Here is a 20,225-nt window from a genome sequence, read left to right on the forward strand (position 1 = left end):
CCGCTTCACCGGGTGCCCGTCGCCACGACCGCGATCGCTTCGCCGGCATGCACCAGGATGGTGTCACCGACCTCGGCGGTGACCAGCGCGACGCTCACTTGTTCTTCGCGGCCCGCGGCTGTGCGGACGATGGCGTAACGATCGTCCAGCAGACCGAGAACGGTGACGGAGACCGCGGAGTCGGAACAGGTCAAGCAGACGTCGTCACGGCATTCGGGGACGTTCACGCCGTCGTCTCCTTCTCGAGTACGCCAGGATGTTCGAAGAAGACGTGAACCAACTCCCACAGAATGTGGTACATCGTCACGTGTACTTCCTTGACCACCCTGGGGTCCGCTGACGCGGCGATCAGCACGTGGTCGGCGGCTCGGCGGGCCGCGATGGCACCACCGCGGTCACCGGTCAGCGCCACGGTCAACAGGCCCAGGTCGCGGGCCTGTTCGAGCCCGCGCACCACGTTGACGCAGTCGCCGTCGGTGGACAGACCGAGCGCGATGTCCAGAGGTTCCGCCAGGAACCGGATCTGATGCGCGAAGACTTCGGCCAGCCCTTCCCGGTTGGCGATCCCGGTGAGCGTGGCGACATCCGACGTCAGGGAGAGGGCGGGCAGGGCCCGTTTGCCGACTATGACGGGGTGCACGAACTCGACCGCGACATGCTGCGCGTCGGTGCTCGGGCCACCGTTGCCGAAGACCAGGAGCTTCCCGCCTCGCTGGAAGCGGGTCGCCATGCCGCGGCAGGTGCGCGCGATGTCCTCGGCATGTTCGGCGAGATCGTTCAAGGGCCGGATTCGGCGATCGGCCAATGCGTCGAGGACATCGGCACCGCCGGGACGCGACAATTCTGTCACGATCGAATTCCTTATGTGGTTTCAGGACAGGCAGTCGGTATATGTGGTGACGAACTCACCGGTGAGGTAGATTTACTTCGCGCCGAAGATCCATTCTTTCGAGACAGATATACGCCTTCGCCGTCCGCCACGCTGCTGAACGCGCGGTCGCGGTGCCGATACGGACGCGCGATGATCCACGCCCCCGGAAATACGCGCAATCCCGGCGTCGGCCAATTCGCTCGGACACCTTTGTCCAGCGGGAACGAGGCACTAGTGTTCGCTGCCCGCGGTGATACGTCAATGGTGCATCTCGGTGACACGATTCACCGGATCGGGCACTTCCTTGGCCGGTCGATCTTGTAACGGCCGCGGTCGCCGGATCAGCTCAGCGGTGGCTGGCCGAAACGTTCTCGCAGACGGCGCAGGTCACGCATCCGCGGCTCGGTCTCGCCGCCCACCCATCGTCCGACGGTCTTCACCGAGACGCCGAGTTGCCGGGCCGCGGCCTCCTGCGTGAGCCCTTCCCTGCGCAGCACATCGGCCATCCACTCGGAGAAGGTCGCCGGCTGTCCGAAAGATGCCGCTTTCGCCTGTGGCGGCGGTATTGTGCCCTCCAGTTCGGCCACCTCGGCGAGAGTGGGCTCGCCCGGCTGCCCGGATTGCGAATGCAGGACGTCGACCTCGACGTGCTCCGGGAAGATCCGGAACGAGATCTGGATCGTGCCGGTCGGGCCCGCGGCGTCGAGCAGTGCGCGGAAGACCGTCTGGCCCACTTCGCGGTTGTCTTCGTCGGTGAGCGGCGACTCCGCGAGTGAATGACGGACGAATTCACGGATGTCGGGAATCGACGACGGACGGGCAGGGAAGACCTTGGAGAGCACCACGACCGGAAGCAGCTCAATGGGTGTCCTCAGGTCTGCGAAATCCGAAACTTCCACGTGTACCCCGCCCGTCTGCCGAGTTCGGACAGCCTACAGGGGCACGGGTACCCGTCAAAAGGTGGACGGGGCAGCCGGGTCGGACAGTTATGTCCGGCGGGGTACCGGGGGTGTCCTTGCTGCCGCATAAAGACGGGGCTACGGTGATACCGGCCGGAAACCGGAAGTCGATCTTTTCAAGGTCGTTATTACCTGCCGCTTCTCGGGTCGGCATGTCCGTCTTTCACCGTGTCCGCCGGTTGTTCGTCCATTCGAATGTGGTCGAACCGTTCGCAAGGAGGTAATCATCCATGACCACGGCCGACACGGCAGTGGGAATCCCGGATCCGGAGTCGGCCGGCGAGCCGGTCGTGCACATCCTCTGGATGAACGGCGGTCTCGGTTGTGACGGCGACTCCGTCGCGCTGACCGCCGCGACCCAGCCGAGCATCGAGGACATCATGCTCGGCGCGTTGCCCGGTCTCCCCAGGGTCGAGGTGCACTGGCCGCTGCTCGATTTCGAATCCGGTCCGGAAACGGGCGCCGACACGTTCATCGAATGGTGGCACAAGGCCGACCGTGGCGAACTCGACCCCTTCGTGCTGGTCGTCGAGGGATCGATCCCGAACGAGGCGATCAAGACCGAGGGCTACTGGTGCGGGTTCGGCAACAACCCGGCGACCGGCCAACCGATGACCACGAGCGAATGGCTGGATCGGCTGGCCCCCAAGGCTTTGGTGGTTCTCGCGGCGGGCACCTGCGCGACCTATGGCGGCATCCATGCGATGGCGGGCAACCCGACCGGCGCGATGGGGGTGCCGGACTACCTCGGATGGGAGTGGCGGTCCAAGGCGGGGATCCCGATCGTCTGCGTTCCTGGTTGCCCGACTCATCCGGACAACCTCTCGGAGACCATTCTCTACCTGCTGTTCCAGGCCGCCGGGCAGGCGCCGATGATCCCACTCGACGAGGCCTTGCGCCCGAAGTGGCTATTCGGCGCCACTGTCCATGAGGGCTGCGACAGGGCGGGTTACTACGAGCAGGGCGAATTCGCCACCGATTACGGCTCGTCGAAGTGCCTCGTGAAACTCGGCTGCTGGGGTCCGGTGGTCAAGTGCAACGTGCCCAAACGCGGCTGGATCAACGGCGTCGGCGGCTGCCCGAACGTCGGCGGCATCTGCATCGCCTGCACCATGCCCGGTTTCCCGGACAAGTTCATGCCGTTCATGGACGAACCGCCCGGGGCGAAGGTGTCCGCCGCGGCGACCACCGCCTACGGGACGGTGATCCGTGCCCTGCGCGGCTTCACGAAGAGGACGGCCGACGAGGAACCGAAATGGCGGCACAAGGGCGATTCACTGACGAGCGGCTACAAATCCAACTGGTGAACGGAGCGAGGACCCATCTATGGCAGACACGCGGAACCCCGGCTTGGTGGAGATGGCGTGGGATCCGATCACCCGGATCGTCGGCAGCCTCGGCATCTACACGAAGATCGACTTCGCGGAGAAGAAGGTCGTCGAGTGTCACAGCACCTCGTCGATCTTCCGGGGCTACAGCATCTTCATGAAGGGCAAGGATCCTCGCGACGCACATTTCATCACCAGCCGGATCTGCGGGATCTGCGGCGACAACCACGCCACCTGCTCGGTCTACACCCAGAACATGGCCTACGGCGTGCGCCCGCCGCATCTCGGTGAATGGATCATCAACCTCGGCGAGGCCGCCGAGTACATGTTCGACCACAACATCTTCCAGGAGAACCTGGTCGGGGTGGACTACTGCGAGCGGATGGTCGCCGAGACCAACCCCGGCGTGCTGGAGCTGGCCAACCGCACCGAAGCGCCGCATGCCTCGGAACACGGGATGCGCACCATCGGCGACATCATGCGATCGTTGAACCCGCTCCAGGGCGATTTCTACCGGGAAGCGCTGCATGTCTCGCGGTACACCAGGGAGATGTTCTGCCTGATGGAGGGGCGGCACGTGCATCCGTCCACGCTGTATCCCGGCGGGGTCGGCACGGTGGCGACGGTGCAGTTGTTCACCGACTACCTGACCCGGCTGATGCGCTATGTCGAGTTCATGAAGAAGGTCGTGCCGATGCACGACGACCTGTTCGACTTCTTCTACGAGGCATTGCCCGGCTACGAGGAGGTCGGCAGGCGCCGCATCCTTCTCGGCTGCTGGGGCAGCCTCAACGATCCCGCCCATTGCGACTTCACCTACGAGAACATGGAGAGCTGGGGCCGGAAGATGTTCGTCACCCCGGGCGTCGTGGTGGACGGCAAGCTCGTCACCACCAGCCTGGTCGACATCAACCTCGGCATCCGCATCCTGCTCGGTCACTCGTTCTACGAGGACTGGGAGGACCAGGAGATGTTCGTCCGGCGCGACCCGCTCGGCAATCCGGTCGACCGGCGCCATCCGTGGAACCAGCACACCATCCCGCGGCCCGCCAAGCGCGACTTCGACGACAAGTATTCGTGGACCATGTCGCCGCGCTGGTTCGACGGCACCGATCACCTGGCACTGGACACCGGCGGCGGACCGCTCGCGAGGTTATGGGTGACCGCCCTCGCCGGACTGGTCGACACCGACTATGTCAAATCGACCGGACACAGCGTGCTGATCAATCTGCCGCGAACGTCGCTCAAACCCGCGGTGAGCTTCGAGTGGAAGATTCCACAGTGGAGCAACGCGCTGGAGCGCAACCGCGCGCGGAGCTACTTCCAAGCCTACGCGGCGGGCCTCGCCCTGCATTTCGCGGAGAAGGCACTGGCGGAGATCCGTGGCGGGAACACCAGCACCTGGGAGAAGTTCACCGTTCCCGACGAGGCGGCGAGCTGCGGGTTCACCGAAGCCGTGCGTGGCGCGCTCTCGCACCACATGGTGATCAAGGGCGGCAAGATCGCCAACTACCACCCGTATCCGCCGACACCGTGGAACGGCAGTGTGCGGGACACCTACGGCACCCCGGGCCCGTACGAGGACGCCGTGCAGAACACCCCGATCTTCGAGGAGAACCTGCCGGAGAATTTCAAGGGCATCGACATCATGCGAGCAGTGCGGAGCTTCGATCCGTGTCTGCCGTGTGGCGTGCACATGTCGGTCGGGACCGGCAAGGAGATCACGAAGTACCACACGCCCCACGCCTTCAACGCCGAATACCAGGAGTGAGACCGGATGTCGAAAACGGCCGACATCGTCGGTGAGCGGATGGAAAGCCTGCTTCGCGAGCTGCCGGAAGGTCGTGGCAAACAGATCACGGAAGAGCTGATCCGGCTGGTGGTCGGCATGTACGGCGAAGGGCTCGAGCGGGTCGCCGGGCTGCTGGCCGAGCACGACCGCGACACCCTCCTCCGGTTGGCCGACGACGATCTGGTCGGCAGCCTGCTGCTTCTGCACGACCTGCATCCGGTCGACGTCGACACCAGGATCCAGCGGGCACTGGACCGGGTCAGGCCTTATCTCGGCTCGCATGCGGGCGGGGTCGAGTACCTCGGAGTCGACGGCGACGGGGTCGCCCGGCTCCGGCTGGAAGGCAACTGTCAGGGCTGCCCATCCTCGTCACTGACGGTCAAGATGGCGATCGAAGGGGCGATCGAGCAGGCCGCGCCCGAGGTCACCGGAGTGGAGGTCGACGGCGTCCCCACACCGGATCCGGACCCTGTCCCGGTGTTCCAGGTCGGCATGGGACCGCCCGATGGGTGGCACGCGCCCGAACCGTCCGGTGGCACCGTGAGCCCGGGCTGGAGCGCCCTGCCCGACCTCGGGCCGCCGGCCGGCCGTCCGGTGAGCGTGCCGGTCGAGGGGCTCACCGTGCTGGTCTGCTCGGTGCGTGGAACCCTCTACGCCTACCGAGATGCTTGCGCCGCCTGTGGATCTTCCCTCGGCGAGTCCACAATAGATGGAGAGGTGCTCAGCTGTGCGGGCTGTGGTGCGCGGTTCGACGTGCGGCTCGCCGGCAAGGGAGTCGACGACGGAGGGTTGCGTCTCGATCCATTGCCGCTGCTCTCGGACAGCGAAGGAGTACGGGTCGCGGTGCCGAAGGCGGTGCCGTCGTGACCCGGCGAGCCGGCCTGAGGCGCTTCGTCGGTCCCGCCGAGGTCGCACCACCGGCCTCGCCGCGTCCGTCGCATCCGGCCCAGGACGGTTGCGAGTTGTGCGCACGGCCTGCCGGGGAGTGGCACGGTCATGTCGTGGACACTGAGCATCGCTCGATCCTGTGCACCTGCCGTGCCTGTTTCCTCCTCTTCACCAGTCCGGAAGCAGGTGGCGGCAGATATCGGGCGGTGCCGGACCGCTATCTGCGCGACGACGAACGCCCGTTGACCAAAGCCGAATGGGAAGGCCTCGGGATCCCGGTGGGAGCGGCGTTCCTGCTACGCGGCGACAGTGGGACGACGGCGTTCTACCCCAGCCCGGCGGGCGCGACCGAATGCCTGCTGAACCTGGAGGCACTGGCCGAGCTGGCGGCGGCACATCCCTTGCTGGCCGCGGCCGAACCCGAGGTCGAGGCGATCCTGATCCGCGCCGCCGAGGATCAGGTCGAGACCTACCTCGTTCCGGTGGACGTCTGCTACCGCCTGGTCGGCACGGTGCGGATGTACTGGAAGGGCTTCGACGGCGGCCAGGAGGCGCACGAGCACATCGACGGATTCTTCGCGGGAGTCCACTCCGCCGCCCGGCGGTTCGGCGGGGAGGGATGAGCCGTGGCTGAGCTGGTCTTCGACTGTATCGGTGCCGAGCCCGAGCGCTACGGTGTCGTACCGAGCCTGACCCTGCGGCTGCGGATCACCGAGACCAGCGGCGAGCGGGTGGAAGCGATCGCGCTGCGCTGCCAGATCCGGATCGAACCGCACCGGCGGCGCTACTCGGCGGAGGAGGCCGAGCAGTTGCGCGACCTGTTCGGGGACACCGCCCGGTGGGCGGAGACGGTGAAGCCGATGCAGTTCATCACGGTGTCCGCCATGGTTCCGCGATTCACCGGGAACACGACGGTCGACCTGCCGGTGCCGGTCACTTACGACCTGGAGATCGCGTCGACCAAGTACTTCAACTCGGTCTCCGACGGCGTGATCCCGCTGCTGTTGCTGTTCAGCGGCACCATCTTCGGTATCAGTGACGGCCGGTTGTCGGTGCGGCAGGTGCCGTGGAGCAAGGAGGCGTCCTACGAACTGCCGGTGAAGGTCTGGCGGGAGACCGTCGACCTGCATTTTCCCGGCAGCGCTTGGCTGCGTATCGACAGGGAGACACTCGCGGCGTTGCAGCGCTACAAATCGCGGCACGCGCTGCCCACCTGGAACGACACGGTGGCCGCGTTGCTGGATGATGCCGCGTTCAGGCGCGAGGAACCACGGGAGGGGACATGAGAACGCTCACTGGGCTTCCGGAAGGCGAGAAGAAGGCGCCGGACCTGACTGTGTTCGGCTACATCTTCCTGGCGATACTGGCGATGACGGCCGTCGCGGCGCTCGTCGTCTTGGCGCTCTTCCTCCCGGACATCCGGCGGTACCTGGCCATCAGGAAGATGTGATCCCCGCGCGATCCCTCGCGGCGGCGACGGCGGCCTGACCGAGGCTGATACCGCCGTCGTTCGCCGGCACGCGGCTGTGGGTGAGGACCCGGAAACCGTTTTCGTGCAACAGGTCCACCGTCCGGTCGAGCAGAAGCAGGTTCTGGAAGACGCCGCCCGAGATGGCCACCGTGCCCACTCCTGTCCCGTCGCGCAGCGACACGCAGCAGCGTGCGACAACCTCGGCCATCCCGTTGTGGAACCGCGCGGCGACCACCGCCGGGGGAACACCCCGAAGCACGTCCTCGGCGACCGCCCGGACCAGGTCCGCTCCCGCGACCACCAGCGGACCCGCCCCGGACACGGTCACCGGGTAGGCATCGCGTTCGCCCGCGTCCGCCAGTTGTTCCAGTTCGATCGCGGCCTGCCCCTCATAGTGGACGGTGTCGCGGATACCGAGCACGGCCGATACCGCGTCGAACAGCCTCCCCGCGCTGGAGGTCAGTGGCGACGCCACCCGGCGTCTGGCGAGTTCGGTCACGGTGGCCCACGTGGTGGCGTTGCGGACCGAAACGGCCAAGTCCGTCGGCGGGCAGCCGTCGAAGGCCCGATCGAGGTATGCCGCGGCCATCCGCCACGGCTGCCTGATCGCCGTCGTACCCCCGGGCATGGGCACCGGCGCCAGGTGGCCGACCCTGGTGTAGGTCGTCAGATCGGCGAGCAGGAATTCCCCGCCCCAGATCGTGCCGTCGTCCCCGAAACCGGTGCCGTCGAAGGCGACGCCGAGAACCGGCCCCTCTTCGCCGTTGTCGGTGAGGCACGACGCGATGTGCGCGTGGTGATGCTGCACCCCGACGAGTTCGACGCCGGAGCGCTCGGCCAGCTCCGAAGCGTGTTTGGTGGAGAGGTATTCCGGGTGCAGGTCGTGCGCGACCAGTGCGGGATCGATGTCGAACAACCGTCTTAAGTGGACTATTCCTTCCGTGAACGACCGTAGCGTCTCGAAGTTCTCCAGATCACCGATGTGCTGGGAGATGACCGCGTACCGATCTTTGACCAGGCAGAAGGTGTTCTTCAATTCCGCCCCGCAGGCGAGCAGGGGCCGTGGCGCGGCCGACGGCAACGTCACGGGTTCCGGCACGAATCCACGAGAGCGCCGCAGCACCGATTCCCGGCCGCGCCATGGCCGCACCACGGAGTCGTCGGTGCGGATATGGATCGGCCGGTCGTGGGTCAGGAACGCGTCGGCGATCCCGCCGAGCCGGTCGAAGGCGTCGGCGTCGGTGTAGGCGATCGGCTCGTCGGAGACGTTGCCGCTGGTGAGCACGATCGGAGCGGCGACCGCCGCGAGCAGGAGATGGTGCGGCGGGGAATAGGGGAGAAGGAGACCGAGTTGCCGGGTCCCCGGCGCGACCGCGGCCGCGACCGGCGCGTCCGCGAGCCGGGGAAGGAGCACGATCGGGCGCCGCCTGCTCGTGAGCGACTCGCACCCGGCGGAGTCCACCTCGCACAAGATCCTCGCGGTGTCCACATCGGCCACCATCACGGCGAAAGGCTTGTCCTCACGGTGTTTGCGCTTCCGCAGAAGGGCGGTGGCCTGCTCGTCCGCCGCGAGGACGGCCAGGTGATGGCCGCCGATCCCTTTGATCGCCAGCACTCGGCCTTCCCGAAGGAGCGCGGCCGCCTCCGCGATCGGGTCGCCGGCGCCCTCGCGCCCGGTCGTGTCCCGCAGCCGCAACCGCGGGCCGCAGTCCGCGCAGCACGTCGGCTGCGCGTGGAAGCGGCGATCCGCCGGGTCGTGATACTCCGCGGCGCAAACGGTGCACAGCCCGAAAGCCGCCATCGTGGTCAGGGGCCGGTCGTAGGGCACGTCGCGCACAATGGTGAAGCGCGGGCCGCAGTTGGTGCAGTTGATGAAGGGATAGCCGAAGCGGCGGTCGCCGGCGTCGCGCAGTTCGCGGAGGCAGTCGTCGCAGACGGCGCTGTCCGCGGCGACGAGTGCTCGCTTGCCTCCACCGGGGTCACTGGGCACGATGCTGAATCCACGGCCGTCTTTCGACGTCGTCTCCACCGAGGTCACCCGTTCGACCGCGGCGAGCGGGGGAGCGTCACGGCGCAGGGCGAGCAGGAACGCCTCGATGTCCGCGACCGGCCCCTCCACCTCGACGAACACTCCTTCGACGTCGTTGCCGACGTGGCCGGCCAGGCCGAGCCGGGTGGCGAGACCGTGGACGAAGGGCCGGAAACCGACCCCTTGCACGATCCCTTCGATCCGCACGGCACGCCGTGTTCGCGTTTCCACGCGGATCAGTGTTCACCCCGATCGGTCAAGGCGCAGCCGTCTTCACCCGGGTGCCTCACCGCCGTCGCGAAGACGGTGTCCTCTCTGGTCCGGGCGGCACCGGACAGAACTGTCCGTCGAACGGGACACGAATGGTCAGCCTTGGACGCCCCAGCCTTCGCTCCCGGCCCCGGCCTGGCTTCTCCGTACCTGTCCCGGCATGGCCAGTTCGATGGTGCAGCCGCCGGGGTCAGAGCTGACGTCGAGCCACTCGCACACCTGTTCGGCCATCCGCAGGTTGTTGTCCAGCCGATTCGTGTCCAGGTGCCCTGAGCCAGGAAATCGCTGGAGGTGGAGCGGCCGGTCACAGCGCATCGTGCACACCACGCGGCCCGCGACGGGACGCACCCACACGGTCGCCCGGTCGATGCCGTGGTTGAGCAGGCTGGCGAGCACCGCGCCGACGGCGACGTCGAACATCGCCGAAGTGCTCTCCGTGCTCAGTATCGGGGTGGCCTTTTCCAGTACGTACCGCCGCACGGACACCAGATCCCCGGCGAACCTGAACATGTCGGCGGTGCGGCCCGGTGACGTCTCGGCCTGGGTGAACTCCTCCGGCACCATGAACTGCGCGGACGGCTTCGCTCTGCGCCCCACCACGCATTCCGGATGGATCCGGTGGGCTTCCTCGACTATGCCCGCTTCGACACCCCTGGTGTCGTAGGGGCAGATCATCCAGCTCTCGGTGTCGGCCAGTGACATGGTGAGTTTTGCCTCCATCCGTAACCATGCGGCTACTTCTCGTCGGGACCGGCCTGCCCACGCCGGCTCGGCGATGATGCGTACCGGGCCTGGAGGCGTGTCGGACCGATGGTGTGTCCAGTGATCGCGGAGTGCCTCGGCCCAGTGCGACGGCCGGCGGCCGAAGGCCGACGTCTCGGCGCACTCGATCCGGTCGGCGTCGACGCCGAGCGCGGCCCGCAGCAGGCCAAGGTTGCCCGCGGTCGTGACGGCCAGCACCGGCTGTCCCCGGCGTAGCCCGTCCTCGGCGAAAGGCATGGCCATGGTGAGGAACTCCGCATCGCTGCCGTAAATGCAGCCCTGGTGCCGAAAAGGTGTCTTCATCGGGGCCCCCTTTCGTGGCTGGTCGGCCCACCCCGCGGCCTGCCCGGGACGGTGGGCGTACGAGCGAGTGGGCATGAGGTGGCTTTCGAACGTTGATCGCATTGGTGTCGTCCTCGGTCGGCCTTTCGGGGACGAACGGAGACTACCCAGGTAGAAGTAATCGAATATTACATTGGAATCGATTTCACCCGTTCGGCCGCCTTGGTCGAATCCGGGTGACCGAATTCGACGTCATTGACTGAGTCGTGCCGGGGGTGGCCCAATTATGTCCGCTGTGCCCGGGGGTGGTCAAAGGCGTCGAGACAGCGTTGTTTGTCGCGCTGGACCTGGGGAAACCCGGTTCTTCCCATCGCGGTGGATGGCTGCGACCCAGTTGTGTCCGGTGGTGGGAATTGTCGTGGACACTTCTGTTCGGTGGAATCGACTCGGGCGTGGTCTCTTTTGTCCGGCGTAGCCGGCGCTGTCGAATATCGCTTTTGCGCGGCTCAAGGGAAATGCTGGACGCCGCGCGAAACCAACGGACCGGAACATCACCGCGGTGGTGGCGGTCACGACACCTCTGCCTCACCCCGTCGGTTCGCGGCGAGTCACTTCGGCAGGTGTGCCGAACGCTCCTGACCCGGACGGTGCGCGCACCCCCGGCGGGGAATCAAACCTGGTCATCGGGCGGTTACACGTGCTGTGAAGAAGATTGGTTTCCTGTCCTTCGGTCACTGGTCGCCGAGCGCGCACTCCGAGACGCGGTCCGCCGCCGACTTCCTGCATCAGTCGATCGACCTGGCGGTCGCGGCCGAGGAGCTCGGCGTGGACGGCGCGTACTTCCGGGTGCACCACTTCGCGCGGCAGGCGGGCAGTCCGTTCCCGTTGCTGTCGGCGATCGGCGCCCGGACGTCGAAGATCGAGATCGGTACCGGCGTGATCGACATGCGCTACGAGAACCCGATGTACATGGCCGAGGAAGCCGGCGCCGCCGACCTCATCTCCCGCGGCAGGCTCCAGCTCGGGGTCAGCCGGGGATCCCCGGAGCAGGTCATCGACGGCTGGCGGTACTTCGGGTACGGCCCCGCGGAGGGGCAGACCGCCGCGGACATGGCCCGGCAGCGCACCGAGGTCTTCCTCAAGCTGCTCGACGGCGAGGGGTTCGCGCAGCCGAACCCGCGCCCCATGTTCGCCAATCCGCCGGGGTTGCTCCGGCTCGAGCCGTACTCGGAGGGGTTGCGCGAGCGGATCTGGTGGGGTTCCAGCTCGAACGCGACCGCGGTGTGGGCGGCGGAGCAGGGCATGAACCTGCAGAGTTCCACGCTCAAGGACGACGAGACGGGGGAGCCGCTGCACGTCCAGCAGCGCAAGCAGATCGAGGCCTACCGCAAAGCCTGGAGGGAGGCCGGTCACTCGCGTGAGCCGCGGGTGTCGGTCAGCCGCAGCATCTTCGCGTTGACCAACGACCTGGACCGGGCGTACTTCGGCCGCGACCGGAACTCGCGGGATCAGGTCGGCATGATCGACGAGACGACCAGGGCGATCTTCGGGCGGTCGTACGCCGCCGAGCCGGACGAACTGGTGCGGGCGCTCAAGGAGGACGAGGCGATCGAGGCCGCGGACACCCTGCTGCTGACCATCCCGAACCAGCTCGGGGTCGAGTACAACGCGCACGTGCTGGAGAGCATCCTCAACCACGTGGCACCGGAGCTCGGCTGGCGCTGAGAATGCGCGATTCGGCGGATGGGACGGGGCGTCCCGCTCGTTACGATCGAGACATCCCCGGCCATCGGAGGGTCCCGTGAGACTGCCCCGATCCCTGTCCTTCCTGGTCCTGGCCTTCGGCCTGGCACTGCCGTCGACCGCGCAAGCGAGCGCTCCCGCCCCGCTCGGCGGCGGGAGCGTGTTGCAGAGCAGCGCCGTGACGCGCTGTACGGCCGGGTTCGCCGCCGTCGCGGGCAAGGTCGGTTACCTGATCGCGAGTTCGGCATGCGGCAAGCCCGGCGACACCATCCGCAGCGCCGGCCGCGTGGTCGGGGTGGTCGCGGCGGCCCAGGTACCGCCGACCGGCGCGATCGTCATCCGGGTGACCAACACGACCGACTGGCGGCTGGTGGGCTCGATCCCGCCCACCGACGGCCGGGTCACGATCACCGGGTCGGTCGAGGCCCCGGTCGGCGCGTCGGTGTGCAAGTACGGCGCGACCACCGGCTGGCGGTGCGGCATCATCCAGGCGAAGAACGTGTCGATCACCTTCCCGGAGGGAACGCTGACCGGTTTGACCCGCACTTCCGTCTGCGCGGAGCCGGGGGACAACGGCGGGCCGTTCGTCAGCGGGACGCAGGCGCAGGGCGTGCTGATCGGTGGCAGCGGCAACTGCTCGAGCGGCGGCTCCAGCTACTTCTTCCCGGTCAACCGGGTCCTGTCGGCCTACGGGCTGACGATCCTCGCAGGGCCCTATTGAGGGGTAAGGCAAATGTGGCGTGTTGCGAAAGCCGCTTTCGCGACGTCAGCTGGAGTGATCGACCCAGGTGGCGGTGAAGGCCTCCTTGCCTACCCTGAAGGTAGGGAAGGGGCCCTTCGCTACGCCATCGACGTGGCTTTCGCGACACGATCGAAGGCGGCCATGAGCGGACCGCCCACCGCACCCGACACGTTTGCCTTACTCCCTCAATAGAACGGCAGCGCCCTCGGATACGGGGGAGGAGAATGCCGCGCGAACGCCGGCGTGGTCGTCACCCGGGTTTCACGGACGATGTCGAAGATCGTCTGGTGTTCCGGCGCGAGCGTGCCTGCCTCGTAGTTCAGCGTGGCAGGGGCGGTCGACGGCCAGTGTCCGCGGTCCAGCCTCCGCTCCAGGGTGCGCAGAGCGGTGATTTCCTCGGATGCGGTGAACACACAGTGACCGGCCCGGTTCACGAACAGCTGCCGGAGCTCGTCCTGGTCACCTAGCAGTGAGACTCGTTCGGCGTAGGCGCGTTCGTGCGCCGCGGGTGCGGTGCCGTCCGCGACGGTGTGCATGGTCAGCACCGGGACCGGCGTGCGACCCAGCGGCAGCCCGAATCGGGCCAGATGGGTGACCGCGGCCGGATCAGGAGTGACTCGGGACGCCTTCGCCAACCGGTCGAGGTCGGCGCCGAGGTCGAGCCCCGCCTCCGTATAGGCTCGTTCCACCAGCGTCCGCTCGCCTGACTTCGCCAGGATCCGCCGGTAGTCGATGCCCACGTTCCAGCTCGGGTTGCCGCTCGCCCGCTGTTCCAGCGCGACCCTGTCGACGCCGAACGCGCCGGCGCGGTAGTAGCGATCCCATACCCCCTGCCAGAAAACCTGACCCGCGACGTCCGGCGGGCGGGGTTGCGTGGCGTCCAGCCAGCCTGGGATCTCGGCCAGCGCGTTCGCCAGCGCGAGCCGCGCCCTGCCTCCCGGGTTCGCGGTGGCGGCCTGCACCACGTCGACGAATCTGCCCACGTTGGCCGCGGGATCGGTGATCCGCACCAGTTGCAGCCGTGCGTCGAGCAGGGTGTTCAGGGCGTACCCGAGATCGAGCGACGAATTCCAGTGCGCGGCCCCGCCGGCGAGGTTGCCGCAGAAGGTCATCAGGCCGTCGAACCGGCGCGGGTTCCGCTCGGCGAGCAGGGTCGCGGTGATCGCGCCCACCGATTCGCCCGCCGCGATGGTTCGTCGCGGCGGGCCGATCGTGCGGGTGAACCAGTCGTGCAACCGGGTCTGGTCGGTCAGCGCCTCCTCGATCGACCAGCCGCGCACGGACCGGTACTGGGACGCGGCCAGCGCGTATCCCCGCGCCAGCAGGAAAGACTCGGTCGCGGGCTGTGACGTCAGCGCGATCCGATCGGGTTCCGGATATGCCAGGGAGTACATCCCGTGACTCCACAGCATGAGCGTGCCGTTCCAGTTTTCCGGCACCAGCACCAGATAGCGTGCGCCTTCGAGTTCGCCCTCGTACCTGGTGACCGGGCCGCCGGCCGAGGCGCTGGGCACCACCAGCCCCAGAAAGATCGTGAGCAGGGCCAGGAAAACCAGTCCACGTCGTGCCACGACGATCACCCCCGCGCCTCATCTTTCGCCGCGCGGAGTGTGGTGTCGAGGTCCGCTCGGCCTAACTGAAGAGGACCGAGCGCAGGAGAAGTCTGTCCGAGCCTCGACCGCCGTTGGGGCGAAGCGAGAAGTAGGAATCGCTCTTGCAGTCGTCGTCCAAAAACACCACCGCTGTCGAGTCGGTGTCGTTGCGCGGACGGAACGCGTCGACGTCCCAGTCGGCTATTTCGGGAATCTCTATACATTCGCCGCTCGGCGGGTCCACCAGGGTGCCGATCTGGAGCTCTTCGTTCTCGTCGTAGTAGCGGTAGGTGAATTCGCCTTCGGCCGCGGAGGCCACGGCGGGGATCGTGAAGCACAAGGCGACGGCACTGGTCATGGCGAGGAAGGCGTTACGTGTACGCATGGTTCGACGTTAGGACGGTGATCAACATCTCCGGTAGGCCTCGCGGTGAGGTCCACCCGAGGGTGTGGACCGAACTCGAACGGTGATCGATAGTGAGGGGCATGTACACCGGCAACCCCGACGTCCCCGACGACGTGTTCGCGGACGTTCTCGGCCAGATCAAGGATTTCGTGCGCACTCGGGTGATGCCCCGCGAGCTGGAGATCATGAACACGGACGCCATCCCGGCCGATCTGCGGGCGCAGGCCGCGGAGATGGGGTTGTTCGGGTATGCGATCCCCCAGGAGTGGGGCGGGCTCGGTCTCGACCTGGTCCAGGATGTCGAGGTCGCGATGGCGCTGGGGTACACGTCATTGGCGTTGCGGTCGATGTTCGGGACGAACAACGGGATCGCCGGGCAGGTGCTGGTCGGGTTCGGCACCCGGGAACAACAGGCCCAGTGGTTGCCGGGGATCGCGTCAGGTGAGGTCGTCGCGTCGTTCGCGCTCACCGAGCCCGGCGCGGGGTCGAATCCGGCCGGGTTGCGGACCAGCGCGAAGCCGGACGGTGACGGCTGGGTGATCGACGGCGGCAAGCAGTTCATCACCAACGCCACCGAGGCGGGCCTGTTCGTGGTTTTCGCGCGTACGGGCACCGGCATCGCGGTGTTCCTCGTGCCGGCGGACGCGCCAGGCATCACGGTCGGCGCGAAAGACGCGAAGATGGGGCAGGAGGGTTCCCGTACCGCGGACGTGACGTTCTCGCAGGTCCGTGTCGGACCCGACGCGTTGGTCGGCGGCGACGGCGATGTCGGCTACAAGGCGGCGATGACGTCGTTGGCGCGCGGCCGGATCCACATGGCGGGCCTCGCCGTCGGAACGGCGCAGCGGGCGTTGGACGAGTCGGTCGCGTACGCCGCGACGGCGACCCAGGGCGGCACGCAGATCGGGGATTTCCAGCTGGTGCAGGCGATGCTGGCCGATCAGCAGACCGGTGTGCTCGCCGGTCGCGCGCTCGCCCGCGAGGCGGCGCGGGCCTATGTGACGGGTGAGGACCGGCGGATCGCGCCGTCGGCGGCGAAGCTGTTCTGCACCGAGATGGCGGGCAAGGCCGCGGATCTCGCGGTGCAAGTGCACGGCGGAAGCGGCTACATGCGTGAGGTCGCGGTCGAACGGATCTACCGAGACGTCCGGCTGATGCGGCTGTACGAGGGCACGAGCGAGATCCAGCGGCTGATCATCGGCGGTGGCCTGGTCCGCGCCGAGAAGAAGAAAGCATGACCCGGCCACTCGACGGGGTCACCGTCGTCGCCATCGAGCAGGCGGTCGCCGCTCCGCTGGCCACCCGCAACCTCGCCGACCTCGGCGCGCGGGTGATCAAGGTCGAACGCGTCGACGGCGGGGATTTCGCCCGCGCCTACGACCACGCCGTGCACGGCAGCGGCGCGCATTTCGTCTGGCTCAACCGAGGCAAGGAATCGCTCGCCGTCGACCTCAAGACCGACGAGGGCCGTGACGTCGTCCGGCGGCTGGTCGCGAAGGCCGACGTGTTCGTCCAGAACCTCGCGCCCGGCGCGGCGGAGCGGCTCGGTTTCGGCGATCTGCGGGCGGATCACCCCGAGTTGGTCGTGGTGAACCTGTCCGGGTTCGGCGCGGGCGGGCCGATGGAGCGGCGCAAGGCCTACGACATGCTGATCCAGGCCGAGGCCGGGCTCATCGCGATCACCGGCACCCCGGACGCGCCGGCGAAGACCGGGATCCCGACCGCCGACATCGCCTCGGGCATGTACTGCGCGCAGGCGGTGCTGGCGGCGTTGCTGCGCCGCTGGCGGACCGGCGAGGGCGCGACGATCGAGGTCTCGATGCTGGAAGCCACCGTCGAATGGATGGGATACGCGCTCAACACCCGGATGTACGCCGGAACCGAGCCCGAGCGGATGGGCCTGAGCCACAGCTCGATCGCGCCGTACGACGCCTTTCCCACGCGCGACGGCCAGATGCTCATCGGCGTCCAGAACGACACCGGCTGGCGAACGCTCGTCACCGATGTCCTCGACGCGCCCGAACTCGCCGACGACCCGCGCTTCACCACGAACGTGCGGCGGGTGGCTCACCGCGAGGAGTGCGACGCCGCTGTCGCTGCAAGGACATCGCTGTGGACCAACAACGAACTCGACGAACGGCTCGCCGCTGCCGGGGTTCCCGCCGCGCAGCTCAAGGACGTCGGCCAGGTCGCCGACCATCCCCAGCTGCGGGCGCGCGATCGCTGGCGCGAGGTCGGCACTGAATTCGCCAGGGTCGACGCGTTGCTGCCGCCGGTGACGTTCGACGATTTCGAGGCGTGCATGGGCGACGTCCCGGCCTTGGGAGAGCACACTCACGCGTTGCTCGTCGAGTCCGGAGTGGACGCCGAAGACTACCTTCGCCGCGGCATCGCCCGCTGATTTTCGGAAGCGACTGGAGGAACTCCAGGTTTACGATCAAGATCATGCGATTCGCCATCAAAACTTCGCCGCAGGACACCGTTTGGTCCGACATGCTCGCCGTCTGGCAGGCCGCCGACGAGATCGAACTTTTCGAATCCGGCTGGACCTTCGATCACTTCTATCCCATTTTCTCGGATTCGACCGGTCCGTGCCTGGAAGGGTGGGTGACGCTCACCGCGCTCGCGCAGGCCACGAAACGGCTCCGTCTGGGCACGCTGGTCAGCGGGATCCACTACCGCCACCCGGCGCTCCTCGCGAACATGGCCGCGACACTGGACATCGTTTCCGGTGGACGGCTGGAGATCGGCGTCGGCGCGGGCTGGAACGAAGAGGAATCCGGCGCGTACGGCATGGAACTGGGCACCATCAAGGAGCGCAGTGACCGGTTCGAGGAGGCCTGCGAGGTCCTCGTCGGCCTGCTGACCCAGGAGACCACCACCTTCCAGGGTGAGCACTACCAGCTGACCGACGCCCGCTGTGAACCGAAGGGCGTGCAGAAACCGCATCCGCCGATCTGCATCGGTGGCAGCGGCGAGAAGCGCACCCTGCGCACGGCCGCGAAGTACGCCCAGCACTGGAACTTCGTCGGTGGCACGCCGGAGGAGTTCGCGCACAAGCGCGAGGTGCTGCACCGGCACTGCGCGGACATCGGCCGGGATCCGAAGGAGATCACCTTGTCCTCGCACGTGCGCCTTGGCACGGACGGTGACTACGCGAAGGTGGCCGCGGAAGCCGAAGCCCTCGGTGAGGTGGGGCTCGACCTGGCGATCATCTACCTGCCGCCGCCGCACACGCCCGCCGTGCTGGAGCCGCTCGCGAAGGTGCTCGAGCCGCTGCGCTGAGGTCTCGAAGGCCGGCTGGGGAGCGACGGCCCGTTGCGGAACCGGCCGGTCTCGCTATACGGTGACAGAACTAGAACAGGTTACAGTTCTGCACGGTGGGCTGACCGAGGAGCGGACATGGCGAACAGGGCTGCGCGCGGCGACGAGGCCGACTACGTGGTCGTCGGATCGGGCAGCTCGGGCGCCGCGATCGCGGGTAGGCTGGCGGAGGCCGGGGCCAGCGTGATCGTGCTCGAGGCGGGCAAAACCGACGAGAAGATGCTCGTCAAGAAGCCGGGGCTGGTCGGCCCGATGCACGCGGTGCCCCAGCTCAAGAAGCCCTTCGACTGGGGCTACTACTCGGTGCCGCAGAAACACGTTCTCGATCGCCGGATGCCGGTGCCGCGCGGCAAGGTGGTCGGCGGCTCCAGCTCCATCAACGGGATGGTCTACGTGCGCGGCAACCGCGCCAACTTCGACTCCTGGGCCGCCGAAGGCAACAAGGGCTGGGACGCCGACAGCGTCAACGCCGCGTACAGGCGGATGGAGGACTTCGAGGACGGAGAGAGCGAGTTCCGCGGTGCGGGCGGGCCGATCCGGGTCACCCGCAACAAGACCCCGCAGGAGGGCACGCTCCAGTTCCTCCAGGCGACCGCCGACGCGATCGGCTGCGACATCCTCGACGACTACAACGCGAAGTCCCAAGAGGGCGTCAGCCGGATGCAGCAGAACGCCGCCGACGGCCTGCGCTACAGCGCCTCGCGCGGCTACATCCACCATCTCGCGCCCGCCACGCTGCAGGTCCAGTCCGGGGTGCTGGCGAAGAAGGTGGTCATCGAGAACGGCCGTGCCGTCGGCGTCGAGGTCGTCGACGCGAACGGGGGACAGCGCATCCTGCGCGCGGGCAAGGAGGTCATCCTCTCGGCCGGCTTCGTCGGATCCGCGCAGTTGCTGATGCTGTCCGGGATCGGCCACGCCGAACACCTGAAGGAACACGGCATCGACGTCGTCGCGGACCTGCCGGTCGGCGACAACCTGCACGACCACATGTTCCACGCGCTGACCTTCCGCGCGTCGTCGAGCAAGAACAGGGGCACGCCGCCGTACTTCGCGCGCGGTCTCGTCAGTGAACTGATGCGGCCCGGCACGACGTTCCTGGCGAACTCGGTCTTCGAGGCGGTCGCCTTCCTCAAGACCTCCCAGGCCGCCGAGGTCCCGGACCTCCAGCTGCATCTCCTGCCGTGGGCGTACGTGACGCCGAATCAGGACGCGCCGATCCGGCACGACGTCGACAAACGACCCGCGCTCACCGTGCTCACGACGCTGATCTACCCGAGGAGCCGCGGCACGCTGCGCCTCGCTTCGGCCGATCCCACGGCGGCGCCGCTCATCGACCCGCAGTACCTGTCCGACCCGGCCGATCTCGAGGTGCTCGGCGAAGGCTCGGAGATGGTCCGCGAGATCTTCGCGTCGAAGGCGTTCAACGGCTCGATCAAGGAGGAGCTGCACCCGGGCAAAGCACTGCGGGGACAGGAACTGCGCGACGCGATCCTGAACCGCGCGACCTCGGTCTACCACGGCGTCGGCACCTGCCGGATGGGCGTGGACGAACTCGCGGTCGTGAGTCCCGACCTCAAGGTTCGCGGTGTCGAGGGCCTGCGGGTCTGCGACGCCTCGATCATGCCGTCGATCACCGGTGGCAACACCAACGCGCCCGCCATCATGATCGGCGAGATGGGCGCGAAGCTTGTCTTGTCGGGGACGGGTGGCGGAGCTGAGGGATGACCGAGAAGGGACCAGACGCGTGAACCCGCCCGGCCGAAGGC

General features: G+C 67.5%; 19 protein-coding genes. 12 read left to right on the plus strand and 7 right to left on the minus strand.

Annotation, left to right across the window (positions count from 1 at the left end; genetic code table 11):
* Positions 1 to 5: 5 nt before the first annotated feature.
* The 3 genes from AC0685_RS20520 to AC0685_RS20530 form a co-directional block, all read right to left on the minus strand.
* Positions 6 to 227, minus strand: coding sequence for a HypC/HybG/HupF family hydrogenase formation chaperone (locus tag AC0685_RS20520; protein ID WP_478227000.1), 222 nt, complete (start codon positions 225 to 227; stop codon positions 6 to 8).
* On the minus strand, positions 224 to 841 hold the full coding sequence (locus AC0685_RS20525; protein WP_478227118.1) for a D-sedoheptulose-7-phosphate isomerase: 618 nt from the start codon (positions 839 to 841) through the stop codon (positions 224 to 226). The genes AC0685_RS20520 and AC0685_RS20525 overlap by 4 nt, the downstream gene beginning before the upstream one ends.
* Before the next feature lie 371 nt (positions 842 to 1,212).
* Positions 1,213 to 1,770 carry a helix-turn-helix domain-containing protein gene (locus tag AC0685_RS20530; RefSeq protein WP_478227001.1) on the minus strand — a complete coding sequence of 186 codons (558 nt, stop codon included), beginning with the start codon at positions 1,768 to 1,770 and terminating at the stop codon, positions 1,213 to 1,215.
* 290 nt (positions 1,771 to 2,060) lie between these two features.
* Between AC0685_RS20530 and AC0685_RS20535 the strand changes: the two genes are divergently transcribed.
* The 6 genes from AC0685_RS20535 to AC0685_RS20560 are packed head-to-tail and all read left to right on the plus strand — an operon-like array spanning position 2,061 to position 7,288.
* Complete coding sequence (locus tag AC0685_RS20535) at positions 2,061 to 3,137, plus strand: NADH-quinone oxidoreductase subunit B family protein (RefSeq protein ID WP_478227002.1); 1,077 nt, start codon at positions 2,061 to 2,063, stop codon at positions 3,135 to 3,137.
* 19 nt (positions 3,138 to 3,156) lie between these two features.
* Positions 3,157 to 4,929: a nickel-dependent hydrogenase large subunit gene (locus AC0685_RS20540; RefSeq protein ID WP_478227003.1), complete on the plus strand. Its 1,773-nt coding sequence runs from the start codon at positions 3,157 to 3,159 to the stop codon at positions 4,927 to 4,929.
* Between the two features lie 6 nt (positions 4,930 to 4,935).
* Positions 4,936 to 5,817 carry a NifU family protein gene (locus tag AC0685_RS20545; protein WP_478227004.1) on the plus strand — a complete coding sequence of 294 codons (882 nt, stop codon included), beginning with the start codon at positions 4,936 to 4,938 and terminating at the stop codon, positions 5,815 to 5,817.
* A complete protein-coding gene (locus tag AC0685_RS20550) occupies positions 5,814 to 6,461 on the plus strand; it encodes a DUF5947 family protein (protein WP_478227005.1) in 648 nt (215 codons plus the stop codon). The genes AC0685_RS20545 and AC0685_RS20550 overlap by 4 nt, the downstream gene beginning before the upstream one ends.
* 3 nt (positions 6,462 to 6,464) lie before the next feature.
* Positions 6,465 to 7,124, plus strand: a complete 660-nt coding sequence (locus AC0685_RS20555) for a DUF6084 family protein (RefSeq protein WP_478227006.1) — start codon at positions 6,465 to 6,467, stop codon at positions 7,122 to 7,124.
* Entirely contained in the window at positions 7,121 to 7,288 is a 168-nt protein-coding gene (locus AC0685_RS20560; protein WP_478227007.1) for a DUF6893 family small protein, read from the plus strand. The genes AC0685_RS20555 and AC0685_RS20560 overlap by 4 nt, the downstream gene beginning before the upstream one ends.
* Here AC0685_RS20560 and hypF read toward each other — a convergent pair.
* Both hypF and AC0685_RS20570 read right to left on the minus strand, forming a co-directional pair.
* Entirely contained in the window at positions 7,275 to 9,569 is a 2,295-nt protein-coding gene (gene hypF, locus AC0685_RS20565) for a carbamoyltransferase HypF (RefSeq protein WP_478227008.1), read from the minus strand. The two genes, AC0685_RS20560 and hypF, sit on opposite strands and share 14 nt — an antisense overlap.
* 135 nt (positions 9,570 to 9,704) lie before the next feature.
* Positions 9,705 to 10,673, minus strand: coding sequence for an anti-sigma factor RsbA family regulatory protein (locus AC0685_RS20570; protein WP_478227009.1), 969 nt, complete (start codon positions 10,671 to 10,673; stop codon positions 9,705 to 9,707).
* A gap of 681 nt (positions 10,674 to 11,354) precedes the next feature.
* Between AC0685_RS20570 and AC0685_RS20575 the strand changes: the two genes are divergently transcribed.
* Together AC0685_RS20575 and AC0685_RS20580 are read left to right on the plus strand one after the other, a co-directional pair.
* Positions 11,355 to 12,377, plus strand: a complete 1,023-nt coding sequence (locus tag AC0685_RS20575) for an LLM class flavin-dependent oxidoreductase (protein ID WP_478227010.1) — start codon at positions 11,355 to 11,357, stop codon at positions 12,375 to 12,377.
* 76 nt (positions 12,378 to 12,453) lie between these two features.
* Positions 12,454 to 13,116 carry a S1 family peptidase gene (locus tag AC0685_RS20580; protein WP_478227011.1) on the plus strand — a complete coding sequence of 221 codons (663 nt, stop codon included), beginning with the start codon at positions 12,454 to 12,456 and terminating at the stop codon, positions 13,114 to 13,116.
* 206 nt (positions 13,117 to 13,322) lie between these two features.
* Here AC0685_RS20580 and AC0685_RS20585 read toward each other — a convergent pair whose 3' ends face one another.
* Entirely contained in the window at positions 13,323 to 14,708 is a 1,386-nt protein-coding gene (locus AC0685_RS20585) for a DUF6351 family protein (RefSeq protein WP_478227012.1), read from the minus strand.
* A 61-nt stretch (positions 14,709 to 14,769) separates the two neighbouring features.
* Positions 14,770 to 15,114 (minus strand): hypothetical protein, encoded by a 345-nt coding sequence (locus tag AC0685_RS20590; RefSeq protein ID WP_478227013.1) that lies wholly within the window; start codon positions 15,112 to 15,114, stop codon positions 14,770 to 14,772.
* 101 nt (positions 15,115 to 15,215) lie between these two features.
* Here AC0685_RS20590 and AC0685_RS20595 point away from each other — a divergent pair, with 101 nt between their 5' ends.
* From AC0685_RS20595 to AC0685_RS20610, 4 genes are all read left to right on the plus strand, one after another.
* A complete protein-coding gene (locus AC0685_RS20595; protein WP_478227014.1) occupies positions 15,216 to 16,373 on the plus strand; it encodes an acyl-CoA dehydrogenase family protein in 1,158 nt (385 codons plus the stop codon).
* The gene (locus tag AC0685_RS20600) at positions 16,370 to 17,536 is read left to right on the plus strand and encodes a CaiB/BaiF CoA transferase family protein (protein WP_478227015.1); all 1,167 of its coding nucleotides are present in this window, start codon (positions 16,370 to 16,372) and stop codon (positions 17,534 to 17,536) included. The genes AC0685_RS20595 and AC0685_RS20600 overlap by 4 nt, the downstream gene beginning before the upstream one ends.
* Before the next feature lie 44 nt (positions 17,537 to 17,580).
* Positions 17,581 to 18,420: an LLM class F420-dependent oxidoreductase gene (locus tag AC0685_RS20605; protein ID WP_478227016.1), complete on the plus strand. Its 840-nt coding sequence runs from the start codon at positions 17,581 to 17,583 to the stop codon at positions 18,418 to 18,420.
* A gap of 117 nt (positions 18,421 to 18,537) precedes the next feature.
* Complete coding sequence (locus tag AC0685_RS20610) at positions 18,538 to 20,184, plus strand: GMC family oxidoreductase (protein WP_478227017.1); 1,647 nt, start codon at positions 18,538 to 18,540, stop codon at positions 20,182 to 20,184.
* Positions 20,185 to 20,225 lie beyond the last annotated feature (41 nt).

This window comes from Amycolatopsis sp. NPDC043889, assembly GCF_056435645.1.